Below are 26,367 nucleotides of genomic sequence, written 5' to 3'. Positions count from 1 at the left end.
CATTCGCCAATTGTTAGGGAAAGCTTTGGGGAGTGAATAAATATGGTTTTGTGTATACTAGTATTTGTCAAAATACCTTTTAAGTAATCATTAGATGTTTTTGCGTGATCAAAGTAAAAATATATAGGTAAAATAGGAGTCTTTGTACAAAACTTATTGAAAAAGGTATTTGTTTTTTTAGGTTTCAAGATAAGTATTGTTAAAAAAGTTATGTGCAATGATTGCAAATATACTTATTTATTACAATCGCCTTTATAGTTTATGGTTTTTCAGTAGCATAAAGAAATGAATTTAACATGATATTAGGAATGATGGAATAATATGATTATCGAAGACCATTTTAGTTTGTTGGAATGTGTACTATTCTTTATTTGGAAAGGATGTTTTTTTAAAAAATGACATAGATTAATAATGATTATCAGGAATCTGTTATGCTTTTCGATATAACGGAGGATTAAGTAGTTTACTTTTTTTGTTTTGACTTTATAATAATGATAATCAGTCTTTTAAAATTATTTTTGGTGTCCTTAATTCGCGGAATTGACAGCCTTAATTCCTGAAAACGGACTCTAATAGCTTGTTTTGAGGTTCTGTTTTGTTTTATGTTTGTATCAAATACTAGTGATAGCTTTTTGTGATATTCTTAAAGATATTTAGAAAAGTAGAAACTAGACCTTCAATACATAAATTTTACAGAATATACTGGATGTGAGTCAAGGAAGCGAAGCTATGGGCTTTTTTTAAACCTTCTCTTTTATTCTTTTAATATAGATAACACACAAAAATTTTTCATCCTCATTAAAACATTAATCATGGGTAAGCTTCTTAAAACAGGTTGGTATGTACTTTATGTAAGATCACGTTACGAAAGAAAAGTTGATGAATTACTAAAGGAAAATGGAGTAGAGTCCTTTCTCCCAATAGTAACAACTATACGAAAATGGAGTGATCGCCAAAAGAAATTGGAAATCCCTTTATTTTCTTCATATGTCTTTGTTAACATAAAAACTTCTATGGATTTTCATAAAACATTATCTGTTGAAGGTGCTTGTTCTTTTATTCGTTTCGGATCTGAGTATGGAATAGTAAAAGACGAGGAAATAAACAAAATAAAGTTTTTAGTAAGTTCTGAGGGTATCCAAGATGTAAAGGTTGATAATCAAGCATATGATGTTGGTGAAGTTATGATGATCCAATATGGCTCACTGACAGGTTTAGAATGTGAAGTGATTAACGTTAATAACGAAAATAAGATTATAGTCCGATTGGACTCTATAGGTCAGGGAATTACGGCTACAGTGCCTTCAAGTTACTTATCAAAAATATCAAAAGCAGTCTAATGAAAAATACAATTTCTAACATACAAAAGTACGTTTGGTTAGACCAAATAATGACTCCGGAATCTCCAAAATATAATATTGGAGGATATGTTATCATGAATGGAGATATTAATTTCGACTTATTCAATAAAGCCTTTAAAATATTAGTTAAAGAGAATGATATATTTTCTTTTGTTTTTAAGGAAAATAAAGGAGTTCCTATTTATGATGTGCCATTACATGATCATTCAGAGTATTTGGAATGTTTTGAGGAATCAAATAAGGAGAATGCAATAAAGAAGATAGAAGAGGATTTTTCTGAAGCATTTCGATTTGAAGAAGAAAAACCACTATATAAAATGTGGTTGATTAATGTGTCACCGGACTGTAGTATTTGGTACTCAAAATTACATCATATCATTGCAGACGGATTTTCTTTTCAATTATTATTTAATGAGGTTAATAGAATTTATGAAAAACTATTAATAGAAGATGGATATACATATGCCGATATAGAAAACAATACAACGCTTTATGAAAACTTTATTCTATCTGAAAAAGCATATAGAGCCTCGGATAGCTTTATAGAAGATAAGAAGTTTTGGATGAATAAGTATCAAGAGCTCCCTTCTTTAATTTATAAAGAAAGTAATAGAGTAGAGGACCATTATCATCTAGAAACTGAATTATCGGATATTGAAAATCAAAAACTTTGGGAATTAACCAGGAAAGAAAGATTGAGTATTTTTCATGTGCTTTTAGGAGTTTGTTCTCTAGTACTAGCAAAGTATTATCGAAAGAGTGAGATCAGCTTAGGAATGCCTATTTTAAATAGAAAGAATGCCGTACAAAAGAAAACTTTTGGCCCTTTTATAAGTGTTTTACCATTACAGTTATCCTTAAATAAGGAAGATAATTTTTTAAGTTTTATCAAGGGTATCAAAAAGGAATTATTCTCTTGTTATAGACACCAAGGGTTTCAACAGGCAGACATTATCAAAGAATCACCTAATGAAATTAATCATTTGTATGATGTAAGATTGTCATATGAAAGGCTTCAATATAATAGCGATTTTGCAGGAAATACATCCACGATTCATCCTATATCTAATGATAGTGAAGATGATCCAATTTCGATACATATTTTTGAACATGAAGGAGGTATTCTAAAATTTAGATTCGATATTAACGAAAAATATGTTCCTAGATTAGAAGCAAATGAATTGATACGATCATTTAAGAATGTATTGGTGAATTTAGGACAGCATATAAATGAACACATTTCTGAAATTCAAATAGCCGATCAGAAACAAATTTCTGAGGTTAAGGAGATTTCTAGAGGAACCATTGTTGAGCGTATTGATGAGACATTTTTAGATCTTTGGGACAATAGTTTTAAGCAAAAAGGAGAAGAAATTGCAGTGACTTATGGAACAAAAAACATAAGTTATGAGAGCTTAAACACACAAACGAATATAATTGCAGGATATCTCCAAAATAAAGATTTGAAGAAAGGAGATAGAATAGGAGTTATGCTATCTCGATCAGAGAAAAGTATTGCTTGTATTATAGCGATACTAAAAATAGGAGCTGTATATGTTCCGATAGATAATAATTATCCAGATGAAAGGAAGCAATATATTATTGATGATAGTGAATTAACATTAATTTTGGTTGATTCATTCTCTAATGGAACTTTTGATAAAAAAGAATGTAATGTAGATGAAGTTTTAGAGGTAGAAAAATATCTAGAACATGATACTGAAACTATAGAAGTATTAAAAGAAGATCTTGCTTATATTATATATACTTCAGGATCAACTGGTACTCCAAAAGGAGTAATGATAAGCCATGGATCTTTATACGATTATATAGTAACATTTGTAAAATATTTTGAGCTTGGTAGCGAAGATAAGGTATTGCAGCAAGCTTCACTTTCTTTTGACACTTCTATAGAGGAAATATTTCCTATACTCTCGGTCGGAGGTAATTTAATAATTGCAAATGACACAAAGGATTTTAATAAACTGATTAAAGAATGTGAGGAATTCAACATAACCTTATTAAGTACGAATCCTTTTGTATTACAGTTTTTAAATGAAAATCATGAGGATTATGCACTAAGTATAAAAACATTGATAAGCGGAGGAGATGTTCTAAAACAACATCATGTTCACAATTTGATAAAAAAATATAATGTATATAATACGTATGGCCCTACAGAAAGTACCGTTTGTGCTACGTATCATAAAATTGAGAATAGTAATTCTTTAATGTCTATTGGAAAACCAATTACCAATCGCAATGTGTACATTTTAGATAATAAAAACCTATTACCTAAAGGAGCTGTGGGCGAAATAGGACTTTCAGGCCTTGGGTTAGCAATAGCCTATCTAAATCAAGAAGATTTAACTAAAAAAGCTTTTGTTAACATTCAGGGAGAACGAGTTTATAAAACGGGGGATCTAGGAAAATGGGATGATAATGATAACTTAATTTTTTATGGAAGAAAAGATAATCAATTAAGTTATAGAGGATATCGCATAGAAACTGAAGAAATCGAACATGCTATTCAGCAGGTTAATGTTTACGTCTTGGATAGTTATGTTTGTATAAATGAGATAAAAGGAATGCCAATTATGATAGCATACCTTGTAGCAAACGAATCTTTTGTGAACATTTCATCACTAGCAATTGGGTTAAAAGAATTTTTGCCGGAATATATGATTCCAACCCACTTTGTGGTTATTGATGCTATTCCGTTATTAACTAATGGTAAAATAGATGTCAAGAAATTGCCTAGCCCTAAGATCTCTGATATTACAGAAACAGTTCAGTTACCTACTACAGATGAAGAGAAGGAAATTGCTGCGATCTGGAAAGAATTATTGAAGCTGGATGAGGTAGATGTGAATGTTAGCTTTTTTGAGCTAGGAGGTCATTCGTTATTAGCCAATCAATTTATTAGTAACTTAAGAGATAAAAAGGGTATTGAATTATCATTAAAGGACTTTTATAAATCTCCTACTATTAAGGAAATAGGAAATCTAGTACCTTCTTTAGACAAAAAAGAAATCGAAAAAATAATAACTCCGTATCAAGAGCTATACCCTTTGTCATATGCTCAAGATAGACTATGGTTTCTAAATCAATTAGATAACGAAGATAATTCATATCACGTATCCCGAGCAATAAAGCTAAATGGAGTAATAGATATTCCGATATTGGAAAAAACATTCACGAAGCTTATTGAAAAACATGAAATACTAAGAACAGTTTTTATTGATGTAGACGGAGAACCATATCAGAAAATTTTATCTCCTTATATATATAGTATTCCAGTAAAGAATTTTAGTAAAGTTGGAGAAAAAAGAAAAGAAGAAACAATTAACGATAGTCTAAAAAGAATTGAGAGTACCTCTTTTGAAATAGAAAGAGGACCACTTTTTAGGGTAGAATTATTAAAGTTTTCAGAAGAAGAAAGTGTTCTTATATTTTGTGAACATCATTTGATACTAGATGGATGGACTCAAGGAATTTTATTTAGAGATTTTGTGGATATCTACAATGAATTAAAAAAGAACCCTGATTTTGATGTTAAGCAACCTGATATTACTTTTAAAGATTACGCATATTGGGAAAAAGAAAACCTTAATGAGCAGGTTATCAATGAGCAACTAGGTTTTTGGGAAAATAAATTTAAAGACTTTTCTAATGATCTATCTCTTCCACTAGATTATGATAGACCATTGACTGCAACAACTAAAGGAGGTACTATCGAGCATATGTTTTCATTAGAGTTTTCTGAAAAGTTGAGACAATTTTCTGAGGAACAAAAGGTGTCTTTATTTATAACCATGATTACTGCTTTTAAAATAGTATTGAGTAAGTTTAGTAATCATAAAGATGTTTGTGTTGGAACAGCAGTAGCTAATAGACATCATAAAGAGTTTGAGGAAGTTTTAGGTATGATCGTTAATACGATTCCTTTAAGAACTGTTTTGGATGCTAATCAATCTTTAGTAGCGGTACTTAATGAAGTAAAGAAAACTTGCCTAGATTCATATGCTTACGAGAGTACTCCTTTTTCGAAAATAGTAGAAAGGTTAAACCCAAAAAGGAATTTGAACCATCATCCTTTATTTCAGCACATGTTTAGTTTTGTTAATGTTCCTATTAAAAACATGTCGTTATTAGATGCTGAAATCGAAGTAGTAAGAGGACATAATGAGTTTTCTAAATTTGATATTAGTGTTGTTGTAAATACAGTCTTTGAACAAGCAGGCTTTTTTACGAGTAATTTAGATAGAAGAATTTCTATAGAATGGGAATATAATTCTGATATTTTTGACACTGCTACTATGGAAAGGATGTTGTCCATGTATCTGAATGTTCTTGAGAAACTGGTGACAAGCCCTAATAAGTCATTAGGTTCCTTAGATTACATTCCTATCCCAGAAAAAGAGCTACTTATAAATAGTTTTAATCAAACAAAAACTGAAGTTGAAGAGGAGGGAAATATAGTAAGTTTATTTATAGCCCAGGTAGAGAAAACACCAGATGCAGTAGCAGTTGTTTTTAATGATAATAAGCTTACGTATGAAGAATTAGATAAGAAGTCTAACCAGCTCGCTCATTATTTGTTAAGCCATTATGATTTGGAGGTGGAAGATTTGGTAGCAATAAAACTAAAAAGAAGCGAATTGCTAGTAATATCTATATTAGCAGTTCTTAAAGCTGGAGCGGCTTATGTGCCTATTGATCCTGAATATCCGCAACAACGAATAACATATATAGAACAAGATTCTAATTGTAAAATAACAATAGATGAACAGTTAATGCAGACTTTTGAAGAAAAAGTATCGTTTTCTAAATTGTTACCGAAAGTAGTTATTAAACCAAATAATCTAGCATATGTAATTTATACATCTGGCTCTACGGGTAAACCAAAAGGAGTGATGGTAGAACATGGTAGTTTGGGGAACTATATTCTTAATCAAACAAAGAAGTTTGATTTTGATAGTACAGAACGTGTTCTTCAGTTTTCTAATCCATCTTTTGATGCTTCAGTAGAGCAGTTATTTTTAACACTATTAAATGGAGCAGCACTAGTAATCGTTTCTAAAGATGATATCAGAGATCCTTTTTTATTAACTAAAGTATTGAAAAAGCAGGCAATCACGCATTTACATGCTACACCAAGTTATTTGTATCAAATGCAAGATCTTAATTCCTGTACAGAATTAAGAAGAATTGTTTCAGGAGGAGAATTTTGTTCTAAAGATTTAGCAGAAAAGATGAGCAACATCTCAGATTTTTACAATAAATATGGGCCTACAGAAGCAACAATTAGCACTACACTATGTAAAGTCAACCAAAAGCATCTTGAGAATGGAGTTATACCAATTGGTTCTCCTATAGATAATGCACAAGTATATATTTTATCGGATAGTCTGGAGTTGCAACCAATAGGAGTTATAGGAGAGATATGTATTTCTGGAAAAGGATTATCCAGAGGATATTTAAATCGTGCAGAATTGACCGCGGAGAAGTTTGTAAATCATCCTTTTATATCCAAAACGAAGTTATATAAAACAGGAGATTTAGGACGATGGTTAAAGGATGGAACCCTAGAATTTATAGGCAGAAAAGATAACCAAGTTAAAATAAGAGGGTATCGAATAGAGCTAGGTGAGATAGAAAATACCATTTTATCACGATTAGATGCAGAGCATGTAGTTGTTTTAGCAAAAGAGGTAGCAGAGAGCATTGTTTTAGTGGCCTATATAGTGGCAGATGAGGATAAAATAGATAGAAAATGGTTAAGGACAAGCCTTCATCAAGTGCTTCCTGATTATATGATTCCTAGCTATTATGTTGTATTAGACGAATTTCCATTGACTTCTAATGGAAAGATCAATACAAAAGCGTTACCTGAGGTAGCGGGCGAAGACATCATTAAAAATGAATACAAAGCACCTAGTAATGAGCTAGAGAGACAATTAGTTTCGATCTGGCAAAAAATATTAGATGTTAAAGAAGTAGGCGTAACCGATAATTTCTTTGAGCTAGGGGGGCATAGTCTAAAAGCCACTATTCTTATAAACAAGATTAAAAAAACCTTAGGATTATCTCTATCAGTGAGAGATTTGTTCTTGAACCCTACAATTGAGGGAATGACATCACAAATAAAAGAAAGTACATATGCTAATATCCCAAAGGTACAAGAGCAAGAAAACTATTTATTGACTCCTTCCCAACGCAGGTTATGGGTGTTGAGTCAATATAAAGAAGGTAGTATTGCATATAATATTCCTAGTGTTTTAAAACTAGAAGGAGTCTTAGATTTAGCACAACTAAAAAAAGCTTTTCAGGCGGTTATTGAACGTCATGAAAGTTTACGTACAGTTTTTAAAGGAAATGATCTAGAAGAAGTACGTCAATATATTTTGCCAAAAGCAACTATCAGTATAGATATTGATTTATATGATGTTAGTGAGATTTCGGATCCATCTTCTGAGCTATCTACTATTATAGATAAGAGCTTTGAAAATCATTTTAATTTAGAGACAGGTCCTTTATTAAAACTAGGATTGATCGTAGTGTCGACAACAGAACATCTATTATTATTTAATATGCATCATATTATAAGTGATGGTTGGTCCATGGAGGTTTTAAGTAAAGAGTTGATGTTAATCTATGATGGCTTGATACATGATAGAGACATTAACTTACCGGAATTGCCAATTCAATATAAAGATTACTCAGATTGGTTGTGCAGTGAAGAACAGGAAAAAGAATTAGTAACTTCTAGAGATTATTGGTTAGAAAATTTTAAAGGAGAAATACCAGTATTAGAGCTTCCCACTTATAAACCGCGTCCTAAGATAAAAACGTATAACGGAGATAGTTTTGATTATAGTTTTTCGGAAGTGGCAAGTCAAGATTTACGAAATTTTTCTGATAGTCAAGGCGTAAGTTTATTTATGACATTAATGTCTGGAATCAATGGTTTGTTTTCTAGATATACTGGGAGTAGTGACTTTATAATTGGTACGCCAATAGCAGGTAGAGAACATTCGGAATTAGAGCATCAAATAGGATTGTATTTGAATACGTTGGCTATTAGAACAAGTTTTGACTCTACAATTAGCTTTAAGGATTTAATTGCTGTACAAAAACACACCTTGTTAAATGCTTATTCTCACCAAAGGTATTCCTTAGATCTACTTATAGATGAGTTGGATTTACATCGAGATACGAGTCGATCTTCACTATTTGATGTGGTGGTGGTATTACAAAATCAACAAGATATATTATCATCAAAATCTGTTGGTATAGAAGGGTTAGATGTTACTCCATATAAGGATCAATACAGAAAATCGAGTCAGTTTGATCTAAGTTTTATTTTTTCTGAGCAAGCGGGTCAAATATCATTGCACTTAGAATATAACACGGACATTTATGAGTTAGATTTTATAAAAAACTTATGTATTCATTTAGAATCGCTTTTAGTCCAAAGTATGCAGCATCCTGATCAAAATATATCAGAATTATCATTTCTTAGAGCATCAGAAAAACAACAGTTGTTAGAAGGGTTTAATGCTACAAAAACTGTTTATTCAAAAGAAGCAAGTATAGTTGATTTGTTTGTGAAACAGGTGATTAAAACACCAACTGCTATAGCATTAGTTCATAAGAATAAAAAATATACATATCAGGAATTAGATGAATTATCGAATCAATTAGCTCACTTTATTTTAGACAACTATAATGTATCTGTAGAGGATTTAGTGGCTGTAAAGCTAGAAAGAACAGATTGGTTAGTAATTTCTTTACTAGCCGTATTGAAAACAGGATGCGCGTATGTTCCAATTGATACTACGTATCCGGAACAACGTATTGATTATATAGAAAAAGATAGTAATTGCGTAGTTACTATAGACGAAAATCTACTAGTAGAATTTAATCGACAAGAAGATATAGTAAAAACGCTTCCTAAAACACATATAAAATCTTCGAATTTAGCATATGTAATTTATACCTCTGGATCAACAGGTAAACCAAAAGGAGTGATGATCGAGCATAAAAGTTTAGTAAACCTATGTTCTTGGCATATTTCTGAATATAATCTAGAAGCATCCAGTAGAGGTAGTTTATATGCAGGTATAGGATTTGATGCTTCAGTATGGGAAATTTATCCATATTTGGTTTCGGGAGGTAGTTTATATCCGATTTCTGATCATGAGATTCGTTATGATGTTGATGCGTTAACAGCATTTTTAGGAGATCATAAAATAACACACACCTACTTACCAACCAAGATTTGTGAGGAGTTGGTTAATCGTAATATTGAATTGGGTAACACTAAAATACTAACAGGAGGAGAGGCGCTGAAGCTACCAGAAAATAGTAATAGTCTTAGGATTTACAATAACTATGGCCCTTCTGAAAACACGGTGGTTACTACTAGTTTTGACCTTAAGGATCGAATAGGAGAAAGCATACCTATTGGGCGTCCAATATCTAATACTGAGGTGTATATTCTATCAGAATATCTAGAGTTACAACCTATTTCGGTTGTTGGAGAAATTTGTATCTCAGGGGATGGGTTATCTCGAGGGTATTTAAACCGTCCAGAACTAACAGAAGAGATGTTTGTAACACATCCTTTTAATAAAGAAAGGCGCTTATATAGAACAGGGGATTTGGGTAGATGGTTGCCAGACGGTACGGTTGAGTTTTTAGGAAGAAAAGATGATCAGATAAAAATAAGAGGATATCGTATTGAATTAGGTGAAATAGAAAACGTTATTTTATCTCAAGCTAAAATGAAACAAGCGGTTGTCTTAGCCCAAGAAATTGCAGGAGATACCATATTGGCCGCTTATTATGTTAATGAAGAGGAAGTTGGCAAACAAGAGTTAAGAACTGCAATCGGCAAAGAGTTACCAGAATATATGGTACCCAGTTATTTTGTCTCATTGGAAGAGCTTCCATTGACGTCTAATGGAAAAATAGATAAAGCGTCATTACCGGAAGTAACCGAAGAGGATATTGTTAGAAATGAATTTGTAGCAGCTAAAACAGAAGATGAAAAACAATTAGTTTCTATATGGCAAGAAGTCTTAGACATAGAAAATATTGGAGTTACTGATAATTTCTTTGAATTAGGAGGGCATAGTCTAAAAGCGACTATTCTTATAAACAAGATAAAAAAAGGCTTAGGGTTAGAGGTGTCAATCAAGGATCTATTTCTTAATCCAACCATTATAGGGATGTTATCCAATGCAATTGAAAACAAGTATGATGCTATTCCATTAGTTGAAAATCAAGACAATTATGCATTAACTTCTTCTCAAAGGCGTTTATGGGTTTTGAGTCAATTTAAGGAAGGAAACATTGCCTATAACATTTCTGGGGTTACAGACATAAAGGGTATATTAGATGTAGATCAACTTTCCAATGCTTTTCTAAATCTTATTTCCAGACATGAAAGTTTACGTACTGTTTTTAAGAGAAATGATAACGAAGAGGTTCGTCAACATATTATGGATGTTAATACGATTGATTTTAGTATTAATACGTTTGATCTTTGTACCTGTAAAAACCAGGATTTGTCAATAAAAACTATTATTGATAAAAATCACCAACATCAGTTTGATTTAGAAAAAGGACTTTTGGTAAAACTAGAAGTACTTAAGATTTCTTCAGATAGACATTTATTGGTATTCAATATGCATCATATTATAAGTGATGGTTGGTCTATGGAAATCTTACAACAAGAATTGATGCTGACGTATAATAGTTTAGTTCATAATACGGATATTCAATTATCCAAATTATCCATTCAATATAAGGATTATGCAGCCTGGTTATTATCAAAAGAACGACAAAATAAATTAAATACCTCTAAAGAATATTGGTTAGAGCAGTTTAAAGGAGAATTACCAGTAATGGAATTACCTACCAATAAAAAGAGACCAAAAATAAAAACCTATAACGGCGATAGTATCATACACAATCTTTCTAAAGATGTAAGTGAACAACTACAGTTATTTTCAGAACAAAATGAAGTTAGTATATTCATGGTGTTGATGGCAGGTATTAATGGATTGTTATCTCGATATACAAATAGTAATGATATCATTTTAGGAACACCAGTTGCCGGAAGAGATCATTTAGAGCTAGAAAATCAAATAGGGTTATATCTTAATACCCTAGCAATCCGAACACAATTTGATAACACAATTTGTTTTAATGATTTGGTAAACCTTCAGAAAGGGATTTTATTAGATGCATATTCTCATCAGGAGTATCCGTTAGATGTTTTAGTAGATGATTTAGATGTACAACGGGATACAAGTCGTTCTGCATTATTCGATATCTTAGTAATATTGCAGAATCAGCAAGATTTATTTTCTTCGGAATCCTTAAAAATTGATGGACTAGAAATAAGACCTTATTTAGAGCATCGTAGAAATGTGAGTCAGTTTGATATGAGTTTTATTTTTTCAGAAAAAGAAGGGCAATTGTCGTTACAACTGGAATATAACACAGATGTTTATGACGCTAATTTTGTAGAAAATTTGATTTTTCATTTAGATAATTTTATAACGAACTGTATTTATAATTCCAATAAACCAATTTCCAAAATCAATTATGTAAGTGATGCAGAACAGCAAAAGTTATTATATGATTTTAATGCAACTACAGTAGAGACCGTAAACGATAGGACTATTGTTGATTTATTTACGGAACAGGCACTAAAGACTCCGTACGATATTGCTATAGTTTGTGAAGACCAAGAGTTCACGTATGAGGAGGTGGATGAATTGTCAAATCAACTAGCTAATTTCTTAATGTCCAAATATGATATTAAACAAGAGGATTTGATAGGTGTAAAATTGCATAGAGACGAGTGGTTAGTAGTATCATTACTTGCTGTATTAAAAACAGGTGGAGCTTATGTACCTATAGATCCGGAGTATCCGCAACAGCGAATAGACTATATCGAAAATGATAGTAATTGTAAGGTTACTATAGATAGAGAGTTACTTACTTTATCAATGGAAGAAGATATTATTTACAAAAAACTTCCCAAGATAAGTATAAAACCATCAAATTTAGCGTATGTAATCTATACGTCTGGTTCTACTGGTGCTCCAAAAGGAGTCATGCTCACTCATAACAATGCAGTGAATATGTTAAATTGGTCAAGAAGAGAGTTTAAAACTACCGGGTTTGATATGATGTATGCAGTTACTTCGCATTGTTTTGATTTATCCGTTTATGAAATATTTTACCCTTTAAGTGTTGGTAAAAAGATTCGAATTTTATCTAGTGGGTTAGAAATTGAGAAGCATTTAGATCGAGATCAAAATGTGTTAATTAATACCGTGCCTTCAGTTTTGCAAACTTTATTTGATACCGAAGTTTCTTTCTCTAATGTTGTAGGCGTTAATTTGGCAGGAGAACCATTCCCTGTATCATTTACTAATAAGTTTTTATCCACAGATATAGAAGTTCGCAATTTATACGGGCCATCAGAAGATACTACCTATAGTAGTTGTCAAAAAATTGAAAGGTACTATGAACGATCTACGCCGATTGGAGCTCCCATAGATAACACGCAGTTTTATATTTTATCTGATGATCTTGCGTTGCAACCTATTGGTGTAATAGGCGAAATTTGTATTTCTGGAGATGGATTGTCCAAAGGATACTTGAATAAACCTGAATTAACGAAAGAAAAATTTATTGATCATCCTTTCATAAACGGAAAAAAATTATACAAAACAGGAGATTTAGGCAGATGGTTGTCGGATGGCACTATAGAATTTATAGGTCGTAAAGATGATCAAGTGAAAATTAGAGGATATCGAATTGAATTAGGAGAAATTGAGAATGTACTGGTAGAACAAGAAAATATCCAGCAAGCACTGGTTCTTGTAAAAGAAATTCAAGGTGATAATGTTCTAGTATCTTATTTGATTGGTTCAGCAGATATTAATAAACAAGAACTAAAATCTAATTTAAGGACATATTTACCAGATTATATGATTCCTGATTATTTTCAAGTATTAGACTCATTTCCATTAACTCCCAATGGTAAAATTGATAAGAAAGCGCTTCCAGAAGTAATAGGGAAAGATATATTTAGAAATGAATATGTTGCTCCTAGTACTGCAATAGAAAAGCAATTAGTAGGAATCTGGGAAGAGGTTTTAAAAGTGAATGGAGTTGGTGTTACTGATAACTTCTTTGAATTAGGAGGAAATAGTTTAAAAGCAACAGTGCTTATCAATAAGATAAACAAAACTTTCAATACATTATTCTCTATTCAGGACCTGTATGAAACTCAGGATATAGCTGGAATCTCAACTAAATTAAAATTCATTGTTTTTCAGAATCAATTAGAATTAACTAATGCCGATAACCTTGAAGAGGTAACTATATAAATTTCTTTTTTTCTAAAAAAAAACAGTTAGAACCCTGGATTGAAATGTAAATCTTTTGATTTACCCTTATTCTATATTCATTCATATAAATGCATAAAATCTATAGGTAACTGATCATCAAACCATGATTATGCCTTGTTTGAATCTGTAATTACATTCCAGATTAACTTGAAAACCAAATATTGTGATAGATAATTTAATACATACATTAGAGTCATTAAATGTTGGCCTTAAAGTAGATAATGGAAATATTAAAATTAATGCTCCAAAAGGCACATTATCTGCGGAAATTATTGAGGATATTAAAGCTCATAAGGATCAGTTAATCAAACTGCTTTCTTCATCTGAAACTATTCTTGTAGCAGAAAAGAAAGAGTTTTATGAGTTAACTTCTTCTCAAAGACGTCTATGGGCTTTGAGTCAATTGGAAGAAGGTAATATCGCCTATAATATTTTTGATGCTTTTAAATTTTCGGGAATAGTAGATATTGATACATTATCTCTAGCATTTTTAAAGTTAGTAGGACGACATGAAAGCTTACGAACGATTTTCAAGGAAAATGAAAATGGAGAATTAGGACAATATATAGTTTCTATAGAACAGTATTTTGGAGAATTAAAATTTTTAGATGTAAGTGATAATAGTTCTGACGAGCTTCTGAAAAATCATTCAAAAACTGTTCAAGAACATGTTTTTAACCTAGAGAAAGGGCCATTATTTATAGGAGAAGTGGTTAAGATATCTGATCAAGAACATGTCTTACTTCTGAATATGCATCATATTATCGGGGATGGATGGTCAATGGGAGTGTTGAGTAGAGAATTTGTACTAATTTATAACAGTTTAATTCTAGGAAAAGAAATAACATTACCAGAGCTATCCATTCAATATAAAGATTATGCAGCATGGCAAAACAGCGCTACCAAACGATTAGAATCGGAAAAATCTAAGTCTTTTTGGTTAGATAAATTTAAAGGGGATTTACCCATTTTAGAACTCCCAACAAGTAAAATAAGACCGAAGATAAAAACGTATAATGGGTCAAATATTACATATTCATTTTCAAAACAAAGTACTTCTCGATTAAAAGCATACGCTCAGCAAAAAGAGGCTACTTTATTTATGTTGCTAATGGCTGGGATTAATGGATTGTTTTCCAGATATACCAACACTAGAGATATCATTTTAGGCACACCAGTCGCAGGAAGAGAACATGCTGATTTAGAAAATCAGGTAGGTTTGTATTTAAATACCTTAGCGGTTCGCACAGAATTGGAATTAGCATCTAGTTTTAAGGATTTAGTATCCATACAGAAAACTACATTATTAGATGCGTATTCACATCAGGAGTATCCTTTTGATAGTTTAATTGACGATTTAGCAATCACAAGAGATATTAGTCGTTCAGCTCTATTTGATGTTATGGTGGTACTACAAAACCAACAAGAATTATTTGCATCGGATAGTTTGCGTTTAAACGGTATTGAAATATCACCTTATCGAAATAAGCAGGCCTCATTTAGCAAATTTGATATCAGTTTTATTTTTTCAGAAAAAGAAGATCAATTATCTGTAAACATAGAATATAATACAGATGTTTATGAGTTAGATTTTATAGAAAGATTATGTGTTCATTTAGATAATTTTATAATACGGGGAATAAACAACCCAAACCAAAAAGTAGCCACACTCAATTACTTAGAAGCCTCTGAAGAGAACCAGTTGTTTTATGACTTTAATGATACCTCTTTTAATATTCCCGATAGTTCTATTATAGATTTATTTGTAGCGCAAGCAGCAAAAAATCCAGAGCATGTTGCTGTAATACATGAGAGTAAAGAATTTACATATGGTGAGTTGGATGAGGTTTCTAATGAGTTGGCTCATTATTTATTACATCAGTATAATCTGAAAACAGAAGAACTGGTGGGAGTAAAATTAGATCGTAGCGAATGGTTATTGATTTCTATATTGGCAGTATTAAAGACAGGTGCGGCTTATGTACCTATTGACCCTAATTATCCAGCGCAACGGATATCTTATATAGAAAATGATAGTAATTGCAAAGTTACTATTGATCAAGATGTATTAACAGCATTTAGAAATGCAGATGGTATAAGTAATACCCTTCCGGAAATAAGTATTACATCAGATACGCTTGCTTATGTGATTTACACATCGGGCTCAACAGGCGCGCCAAAAGGGGTGATGATAACCCATAAAAATGCATCATCGATGTTGCATTGGTCGATGAGAGAATTTAGAGATACAGATTTTGATATATTGTATGCAGTAACTTCTTATTGTTTTGATTTATCCGTATACGAGTTTTTCTATCCCTTAAGTATAGGTAAACCAATACGTTTACTAGATAATGGTTTATGTATAGGAGATTATCTAAATAAAGATACCAAGATATTTATAAATACAGTCCCCTCTGTTATTCAATCATTATTAGAGAAAAACATTTCATTTGATAATGTAGTAGGAATTAATCTTGCTGGAGAGCCTTTTCCAATACGATTGGCTGAGCATTTTCAGAATTTAGAGATAGAAGTTAGAAATTTATATGGTCCATCTGAAGATACAACATATAGTAGTTGTCAGTTAATAGATCAAGAATATAGTGGTTCTGTTCCAATCGGTAAGCCTATAGATAATACTCAATTTTATATCTTGTCAGAAGCGTTATCGGCGCAACCTATTGGTGTAATAGGCGAAATTTGTATTTCTGGAGATGGATTATCGAGGGGGTATCTACATAAACAAGAACTCACAGATGAAAAATTTATAAATCATCCTTTTCTAGAAGGAAAGAAGTTATACAAAACAGGAGACTTAGGAAAGTGGCAATCCGATGGTACTATTTTGTTTTTAGGGCGAAAAGATAGTCAGGTAAAAGTTAGAGGTCATCGTATTGAGTTAGGTGAAATAGAACATGTTTTAGAACATCAGGAGGATGTTGATCAAGCTGTAGTTATAGTTAAAGAATTGGGTGGGGATCAAGTATTAGTCGCTTATTTGGTTAGTGAGTTAGTTGATAAATCTGTATTACGTGCAACATTAAGTGCTGAATTACCTGAATATATGATTCCAAACTATTTTGTGGTATTAGATAAGTTTCCTTTAACTCCTAATGGTAAGATCGATAAGAAAGTACTACCCGCTGTTGAGAATGAAGATAGTATCCAGAGAGCATACGTTGCACCTGTTACAAAATTAGAAAAACAATTAGTAACGATATGGGAAGAAGTTCTGGGGGTTGAGAATATAGGGACCACTGATAATTTCTTTGAATTAGGAGGGCATAGTCTTAAAGTAGTTTTGATACTTAATAAAATAAAAAAAGAGTTAGGCTTAGAATTGAGCACAAAAGATATGTTCCTAAACCCTACCGTAAACGGTATAATTACTCTTGCAAAGAAAAACAGATATATTACTATTCCCAAAGCCAAGGAACAAGATAATTATGTATTAACATCATCGCAGCGACGTTTATGGACGTTAAGTCAGTTTCCAGAGGGAAGCGTGGCATATAATATTCCAGGTATTTATCGATTAAATGGAAATGTAAATATTGATGTGTTAAGAGAAGCTTTTAAGTTATTAATCGACAGACATGAGAGTTTACGAACATGTTTTAGAAGTAATAATGACGGAGAAACCAGACAACATATTTTGCCATTGTCTGCTATTAAAACTAATATTCCTGTAGATGATCTTAGCGCTATTACTACAGAGAATCAAGATCAAAAAATAGCATCTATTCTTGATAAGAATAATAAGCACGTTTTTGATTTGAATCAAGCACCTTTAATTACATTACGCTTAATTGAATTAGCTTCGGATGATCAGTTGTTAGCATTCAATATGCACCATATCATAAGTGATGGTTGGTCAATTGAGGTAATGAGTGCAGAGTTTATGCTAATTTATAAAGCTTTGGTACAAGGAGTTGATTATACATTACCAGAATTATCTATTCAGTATAAAGACTATTCAGAATGGATGGCAGGAGAAGAACAACAATCTAAATTGGAAACTGCAAAGGAGTATTGGTTGGATAAGTATAAAGGAGATTTGCCAGTTTTAGAACTCCCAACCAGCAAAACAAGACCAAAAACCAAAACATATAATGGAGATTCGTTAACATATCGTTTTTCAAAAAATTGGACTTCCGAATTAGAATTGTTTTCGAAAAAAAATAAAACCAGTTTATTTGTGTTGTTAATGGCTGGTATTAACGGGTTGCTTTCCCGATATACCAATACCCAAGACATTGTTTTGGGAACACCAGTAGCAGGAAGAGATCATACGGATCTAGAAAATCAAATAGGATTATACCTCAATACGCTAGCAATTCGTACCAATTTTGAATCATCTACATCTTTTAATGATTTGTTAGATATTCAAAATACTACATTGTTAGATGCGTATTCACATCAGGATTATCCATTTGATAGCTTAGTAGATCAATTAGGGGTACAGCGAGATACAGCTAGATCTCCATTATTTGATGTTATGGTAGTATTGCAAAACCAACAGGATTTGTTTTCGTCAAAGTCAGTAGCAAAGGACGAACTAGATATAAAACCGTATACTGATAACTATAGAAAATCAAGTCAGTTTGATTTAAGTTTTATTTTTTCTCAAGAAGAAGGCCAATTATCGCTGCATTTAGAATATAATACAGATATCTATGAGATAACTTTCATTCAAAAGTTAATTATACATTTAGAAAACTTTATAGAAAACTGTATACTCGATTCTAGTGAGAGTATTTCTAAACTAGGGTATTTAAACGAATCAGAAAAAAAGGAATTATTAAATGATTTTAGTACTAATCAAAAAGAGTGTGTTAATGATAAAAATATAGTAGAACTATTTGTTGCTAAGGTTAATGAAACTCCAGATGCCACAGCATTAGTTTTTGAGAGAAAAGAACTTACCTATAGAGAATTAGATGAATTGTCTAATCAATTAGCGCACTATTTGTTGGAAAATCATGAATTATCAATAGAAGATTTAGTAGCTGTAAAACTAGAAAGAACTGAATGGTTAGTAATTTCTTTACTGGCTGTATTGAAAACTGGATGTGCATACGTTCCAATTGATACTACATATCCTCAGCAACGTATTAATTATATAGAGGAAGACAGCAATTGTAAAATTACTATTGATAAAAATTTCTTGGAAGTTTTTCAGAGAGAAGAAAATTTATCGAAATCTCTTCCTCAAGTAGATATTTCACCTTCTAATTTGGCATACATAATTTATACTTCAGGATCAACTGGTAAGCCAAAAGGAGTAATGATTGAACATAAAAGTTTATCGAATTTATGTTCATGGCATGTTTCTGAATATAATCTAGATGCATCCAGTAGAGGTAGTTTATATGCGGGTATTGGGTTTGATGCTTCAGTATGGGAGATTTACCCATATTTACTGTCTGGTGGATCATTATATCCAATTTCTAATCAAGAGGTGCGATATGATACTGGTCTATTGACAGGTTTTTTAAGAGATCACGAAATAACACATGCGTATTTGCCAACTAAGATTTGTGAAGATCTTGTAATTCAGGATGTTGTATTAGGGAATACTAAAATTTTAACAGGAGGAGAAGCTCTTAAATTACCAGAAAATAGTAATAACCTCAAGATTTATAATAATTATGGACCTTCAGAAAATACTGTAGTTACTACCAGTTTTGATCTCAAGGATCGTACAGGAGAAAGTATTCCTATTGGTCGTCCGATAGTAAATACTCAGGTTTATGTTCTATCAGAAAATTTAGAGTTACAGCCTATTGGTGTTACAGGAGAAATTTGTATTTCAGGAGAAGGGTTATCTAGAGGGTATTTAAATAGACCAGAATTAACCAAAGAAAAATTTATTGATAACCCTTTTGTTAAAGGGACTCGATTATATAAAACGGGTGATTTAGGCAAATGGTTACAAGATGGTTCAATAGAATTTGTTGGCCGAAAAGATAACCAAGTAAAAATAAGGGGATATAGAGTTGAGCTTGGGGAAATAGAACAAGTTCTTTTAGGAATAGCATCAGTATGTCAAGCGGTAATCGTTGATCATGAAGTAGAAAAAGAAAAGGTTTTGGTAGCTTATGTGGTAGGAAATGAAGATTTAGATAAGCAGGCATTGCGTATAGGGTTAAGTAATGAATTGCCAGAATATATGGTGCCAAACTATTATGTTGAAATAGACGAACTTCCATTAACTTCTAATGGAAAAGTTGATAAAAAAGCACTACCAAAAATAACGGATCAAGATTTAGTTAAAGAAGAGTACGTGGCAGCTGTTACCAAAGAAGAAAAGCAATTAGTACTTATTTGGGAAGAGATACTAGGAATAAAAAATATAGGAGTTACCGATAACTTCTTTGAACTAGGAGGTCATAGCCTTAAAATTATGGTGTTGATTAATAAGATCAATCAAAAATTCAATATAGAAATTACCGCAGGAGAAGTATATAGAAATATGACAATACTTCGATTAAGTAAGTTACTTAAATCGAAAAATTCTATTGTTTTTAATGAAATACCTTCGATTCAATCTCAAGAGGATGGATATATGATGTCCAACGAACAATTAAGAATGTGGTTAGCATCACAAACAAGTACTGGATCTAAGGCTCATAATATTGAAACTGGTTACAAAATTGAAGGAAAGTTCGATGTAGAGACATTCAAAAAATCAGTTCAATATCTATTGGATAGACATGAAGCACTTAGAACTTCTTTTTCTATAAACAAAAAAGGAGATGTAGTGCAGTATATAAGTCATCGGGTGGATGTCAACTCTGTTGTAACTTATGTTTCTCAAGATCAATTAATAACAGGGAGTTATGTTGATGAATTATTAGAATCCTTTAATCATTTCGTATTTGATTTAGATACGTCACCACTTTTTAGAGTATTACTAATTCAGAAAAACGAAGAAGAATATATATTGGCATATATGATGCATCATATAATTGGTGATTTTAGCTCGGATGAAATTTTAAACAAAGAGTTAGCATATGTATACGATCGGATTTATAATGGGAAAAATATTGAACTTCCTAAACTTAAAGTTCAATACAAGGATTATGTTAAATGGATTAAGAATCGTATAAATGAGAATGAATTTCAAGCTCAGAGTGAGTTTTGGAAATCGCATCTTAAGGATGTTCAGCAAGAAAAGAAATGGCATAAACAAGTAACTGTTGATGATTTTCGAGGAGCTCACTTTACAGAGATCTTCGATAAAAAATTAACAGATAGTATTGAAGAATACTGTAAAAGTAATGATAGAGGTTTAATGAGTTTGATAGCTTCTGCATTGGGAGTTTTAATTCATAAGGCTAGTGGACAGAAGGACATATTAATTAGTGTTCCGATAAGCTTAAGAAATCACCCTGATTTAATGGATCAAGTCGGATTATACCTTAATTTGATGCCTTATAATGTACATATTAATCCTTTTGATAAAATTGAGGAATTATTACAAAAATCATCGGATAATCAAATAAATATGATTGATTCATCATTCTATCCTTTTGACGCTATTTTAGATGATTTTCAATCACTTAATGGATTCAGTTTGGTAAATAGGATAGATGTTTGCTTGAATGTTATTAATCGAGATCAAGAATCAATTAACAGAGGAGATTTCGGAGAATTTACATTTAAATCCCAACCTCAAGAATTGAAAAAAAGTAAATTTCCTATCTGTTTTTATATCCATCAAGAAGAAAATAAGATATCATACACTATAGAATATCAAACTACAATATTTAACAAAAAAGAAGTGTCAATATTAGCTAAACGTTTTTGTAAATGCGTAGAGTTATTATTGAAAGATTCAGAAAAAGAGATCAATACCATACATCTAATTGATAAGAAAACAATTCCTGTTTTCGGAATTTAGAATAAACTCTTTACCCGCACAACATCCATATTTAGAAAAATAGTGCCCGTTTTAATACGTAAGGTCCGGGTAGATAGCTTTTTAGTTTTTGATGTAAAAAATTAAAAACTAAGATACGGATGTTGTTATATAAATTTTAACACATATCAAGTTCAGAAAAATAGCATTAAATCTTAAAAACAATGAAAAACCTAAGTTCATATCACCAACAACGTTTGTGGTTTATTGATCATTTTGAGAAAAATGACCTTTATGTAGGAGGACCAATTTATCATAATATCCCTTTGTTTTTCAAGGTGAATAAAAAAATTAAAAAGGAGTCAATAGAGGCGGCAATTCTTCAATTGGCTAAAAACCATAGTATTCTAAGAACAGGTTTTTTAAAAGAGGAAGATCATATTTTTCAAAAAGTTTCTGAAATTGAAGATTTCCCTATTGAAGCAATTTGTTTAGAAGCGCAAGAACTAAAAAATAGAGAGGAAGAACTACGTCAAAAACCGTTTGATTTTGATTCAGAATACTTATTTAAAATCTATTTTGATAGTAAAAACGATAGTACAGATTTTTTGTTCATATTTCATCATGCAATTATAGATCGTAAAAGTTTAAAACTTGTAAAGAAAGAATTTTTAACCGCTATTGATAATACAGATACAGGTCTTAATGAAAGTTTTCAATATTTAGATTTTTCTAATTGGCAAAATGGGTTAACGGATGACGATTTAGAATCTCTTTCTTTTTACTGGAAATCAAAATTGAAAGATTTACAAGTATTATACTTCCCTACAGATAAAGAACGAGAACAAGTTCATGTATATAAAGCTAACAAGAAAAAATTTGCATTACGACAAAATCAAATAGATTCATTTTGTGAAAAATCAAATATTAACCCACGTAGTTTATTTCTGGCAGCTTATAAAATGGCTCTTGTTAAATTAACAGGGTTATCAGATATTGTTATTGGAACATTGATGGATTTGCGGACTGAAAATACTAAAAACATAATAGGTCCTATAGAGAATTTGGTAGTATTGCGAACTTTTTTACAAACTGATAAAGAGCTCAAGAAACTATGTAAGATCGTCGATCAGACCTTAACAGAATCAGAAGAATATAAGACTATGCCGTTTGATAGGTTAGTTCGTGAGATCAACCCTAAAAAGGATATGAGTCGTACGGCATTATTTGATATTTTATATGTCTATGATGATAATGATCTAAATAATAACACGAACTCCTATGATGTAAATGATACGAATCAAGGATGGGGTAAATATGATTTTAATTTATTAGTAAGTAAAAATCAAAAAGATTATGATTTTGTTTTGACATACAATGAGTTGTATTTTAATTCAGGTACCGTCGAGTCACTTTTGAATTTAATACAAAGGCTATTGTTTTCTTTAGTCAAAGAAGATGAAGTGAAACTAAAAGATATTCCATTACTATCTAAAGATGAAGAATTAAATCTTATACATAAAACCATATCAGGTTTTGAAAAAGAAGATAGTACAATTGTAAGTGGTTTTTTGCAAAATGTTGAAAGGTGTAAAGATAAAACAGCATTGACTTGGTCAGGAGGAAGCATGAGTTATTTGGATTTACATGTTCGTTCTAATCAAATGGCTAATATGCTTATAGATCACTTTGATGTGAAGGTACAAGATGCTATAGCCGTTGTTTTACCAAAATCAGAAGAACTTATAGTTGTATTACTGGCCGTTCTTAAATGTGGAGCTACATATGTTCCTATAAACCCAGATTATCCAGAAGAAAGAAAATCATTTATTCTTTCAGATACTTCTAGTAAATTAATAATAGATGAAGACTTTTTATATACATTTTCTTCGACTATAAAGGATACAGATACGAGTGCTCCTAAAGTAGAAGTTGTCCCAAATGATTTAGCATACATTATATATACTTCAGGGACGACAGGACAACCTAAAGGAGTTATGATAGAACATCGTAATGCAATGAGTTTATTTAAATCTTGTAATGAGAAATTTAATTTTTCTGCCAATGATTCTTGGACATTCTTCCATTCCTATTGTTTCGATTTTTCTGTTTGGGAGATTTTTGGATGTCTTCTAAGTGGAGGTAATCTTGTTGTAATTAATGATCAAGAAGCAAGAGACCCAGAATCTCTTGTTAGATTAATGAATGATAATAAGGTTACAATATTTAGTCAGACACCATCCGCATTTTATAATTTTATGGAGCATAAACTAGAGATTCCTTCTTTACGATATGTCATATTTGGAGGAGAATCATTGAATCCTTTAAAATTAAAAGAATGGAGTGAAAAGCATCCCGAAGTTAACTTAATAAACATGTATGGAATTACTGAAACCACAGTGCATGTTACCTTTAAGAAATTAACGCAAAAATCGCTGATATTACCAGTTAGTACAATTGGTAAGCCTTTATCGTTTGCGCAATGTTATATTTTAGATAAAGAACAGCATTTACTTCCATATGGTAGACCAGGAGAGCTATACGTTGCAGGAGAAGGAGTAGCACGTGGATATTTGAATAGAGAAGAGTTAGATGCAGAAAAATTTATAAGAGATCCATTTGCAAAAAATGAAAAAATGTATCGTACTGGTGATTTGGTTCGTTTTCTTGATAATGGTGAAATGGAGTATTTAGGAAGGATAGATGATCAGGTGAAAATTAGAGGATATCGTATAGAATTAGATGAAATAAAAAAACAGCTCGATACACTAACAGAGATTACACAAAGTGTTATAAAGTTAATTGAAATGCCTGACGGAGATAAGAGTATTGTAGCATATGTTTCGGTTTCGGATAATTTGTTGGTAAGTGATATAAAATCTCATATCTCCAGTAAAGTACCTGAATATATGGTGCCAGCTTTTATAGTAATTATGGAACAAATTCCTATGAATTCTAATGGCAAAATTGATAAATCAAGTTTACCATCTCCTTTAGAAAACTTGTTAGGAAATGTCATAGAAAATATTACGCCTTCTAATCAAATAGAAAGTAAATTATTTAATATTTGGACAGAATTACTGAATACTGATAATTTTGGAATCCACCACAACTTTTTTGAACTTGGCGGACACAGTTTAAAAGCTACACGGCTTATAGGAAACATTCATAAAACCTTTCAGGTAAAACTGGAACTTAAACAGTTATTTTCAAATCCAACTCTTAGAGAGCAAGCTAGACTTATAGAATCGTGTGATAAAAAAACTTTTTCTAGTATTCAAAAAGCTGCAATAGCTGATAGTTATCCTGTGTCCGATGCACAAAGAAGATTGTTGATTTTAAGTCAAGTGGAAGAGAACTCGGTAGCTTATAATATGCCATCTTACATGATTTTGAATGATAATTATGATATTGAAAACCTTAAAAAAGCAATAAAAGCAGTAATAAGTAGGCATGAAATTTTAAGAACTGTTTTCAAAGAGGATGATTTAGGTGATTTTAGACAATATGTTTTGTCTCAAGAAGAGTTAGATTTCCAAATAGATATCATTGATTTTACCCAAGAACTAAATAAAGATGAATGTGTAAAAATATATACAAGAGAAGATTCATATAAACCATTTGATTTAGTTAATGGTCCTCTTATCCGAGTAAGTGTACTAAAACTCTCTGATGATCAATATGTTTTTTATTATAACATGCATCATATTATTAGTGATGGTTGGTCAATAGAAGTCTTAGCAAAGGATGTACTTGCATATTATGAATATTATAGAAATGGCAAAAAGTTGGAGTTGCCAAAACTAAATATTCAATATAAAGATTATGCTATTTGGAAACAAAATCAAGTTAAAGGGAATATTTTTCAAACTCATAAACAATATTGGTTAAACCAATTTAGTGGAGAGATTCCGAAATTGAATTTGAATATTGCTAAGAAACGTCCTCTTGTCAAAACAAATAATGGAGGAGTAATAAGCAATCAGTTATCCATGGAAACTTCTGTTAGTTTATTAGAATTAGCTCAAAACACAGGTACTACTTTGTATATGAATGTTTTGAGTGTAGTATATATGCTGTTATATCGATATTCATATCAAAAGGATATCATTGTTGGTAGCCCATTAGCCGGAAGAGAAAACCCTGAATTGAAGGATCAAATAGGGTTATATTTAAATACAATTGCATTAAGACAATATCTAAATCATAAAGATACTTATACTGATTTACTCGAAAATGTAAAAAATATAGTGTTAGAAGGATTTGAACATCAAGAGTATCCATTTGATACATTAATAGAAGATATAGGACAAGCTCGGGATTTATCTAGAAGTCCTTTGTTTGATGCGTTGCTGGTACTTAATGAAGAAGTAAGAGCACAAAAACAATTTACAACGGCAAGGAAAGAGCTAAAATCAAGCAAAGAATTAAACATCCGAAGCAAGTTTGATATTACTTTTTATTTTACAGTTTCCGGTTCAGAGATACGTTATGACTTGATCTATAATAAAGACCTCTTTGATGATTCAGCAATTAATGAACTATCAACTGATTTTGTTTCTCTTTTTGAACAGATAGTTCAGAACTCTTCAGGTCGCATAGAAGATTATTGTAAAGGCATTTTAGACGACGTTGAAAATGACGAGCAAGAAAGCTTTACTGAAGAATTAATTATGTCTATCGACGAAAATTTTTAGGT

Annotated in this window: 4 protein-coding genes; all 4 read left to right on the top strand. The window is 31.4% G+C overall.

The window, feature by feature from the left end; genetic code table 11:
- Positions 1-812: 812 nt before the first annotated feature.
- The 4 genes from Q0921_RS14965 (at position 813) to Q0921_RS14950 (ending at position 26,365) form a co-directional block, all read left to right on the top strand.
- Positions 813-1,340 carry a UpxY family transcription antiterminator gene (locus Q0921_RS14965; RefSeq protein ID WP_299258197.1) on the top strand — a complete coding sequence of 176 codons (528 nt, stop codon included), beginning with the start codon at positions 813-815 and terminating at the stop codon, positions 1,338-1,340.
- Positions 1,340-13,780, top strand: a complete 12,441-nt coding sequence (locus Q0921_RS14960; protein WP_299258195.1) for a non-ribosomal peptide synthetase — start codon at positions 1,340-1,342, stop codon at positions 13,778-13,780. The genes Q0921_RS14965 and Q0921_RS14960 overlap by 1 nt, the downstream gene beginning before the upstream one ends.
- Before the next feature lie 184 nt (positions 13,781-13,964).
- Positions 13,965-21,710 carry a non-ribosomal peptide synthetase gene (locus tag Q0921_RS14955; RefSeq protein ID WP_299258193.1) on the top strand — a complete coding sequence of 2,582 codons (7,746 nt, stop codon included), beginning with the start codon at positions 13,965-13,967 and terminating at the stop codon, positions 21,708-21,710.
- A 182-nt stretch (positions 21,711-21,892) separates the two neighbouring features.
- The gene (locus Q0921_RS14950) at positions 21,893-26,365 is read left to right on the top strand and encodes an amino acid adenylation domain-containing protein (RefSeq protein WP_299258191.1); all 4,473 of its coding nucleotides are present in this window, start codon (positions 21,893-21,895) and stop codon (positions 26,363-26,365) included.
- Positions 26,366-26,367 lie beyond the last annotated feature (2 nt).

Source organism: uncultured Aquimarina sp., assembly GCF_947496855.1.
Classification (GTDB): domain Bacteria; phylum Bacteroidota; class Bacteroidia; order Flavobacteriales; family Flavobacteriaceae; genus Aquimarina.
Note: the sequence above shows the minus strand (reverse complement) of the source record. Positions and strands in the feature narration are given on the sequence as shown.

What these genes read in the sequence shown, in the direction of transcription:
- Q0921_RS14950 (WP_299258191.1), top strand. Translation starts at nt 21,893, where the DNA reads ATGAAAAACCTAAGTTCATATCACCAACAACGTTTGTGGTTTATTGAT.
- Q0921_RS14965 (WP_299258197.1), top strand. Translation starts at nt 813, where the DNA reads ATGGGTAAGCTTCTTAAAACAGGTTGGTATGTACTTTATGTAAGATCA.
- Q0921_RS14960 (WP_299258195.1), top strand. Translation starts at nt 1,340, where the DNA reads ATGAAAAATACAATTTCTAACATACAAAAGTACGTTTGGTTAGACCAA.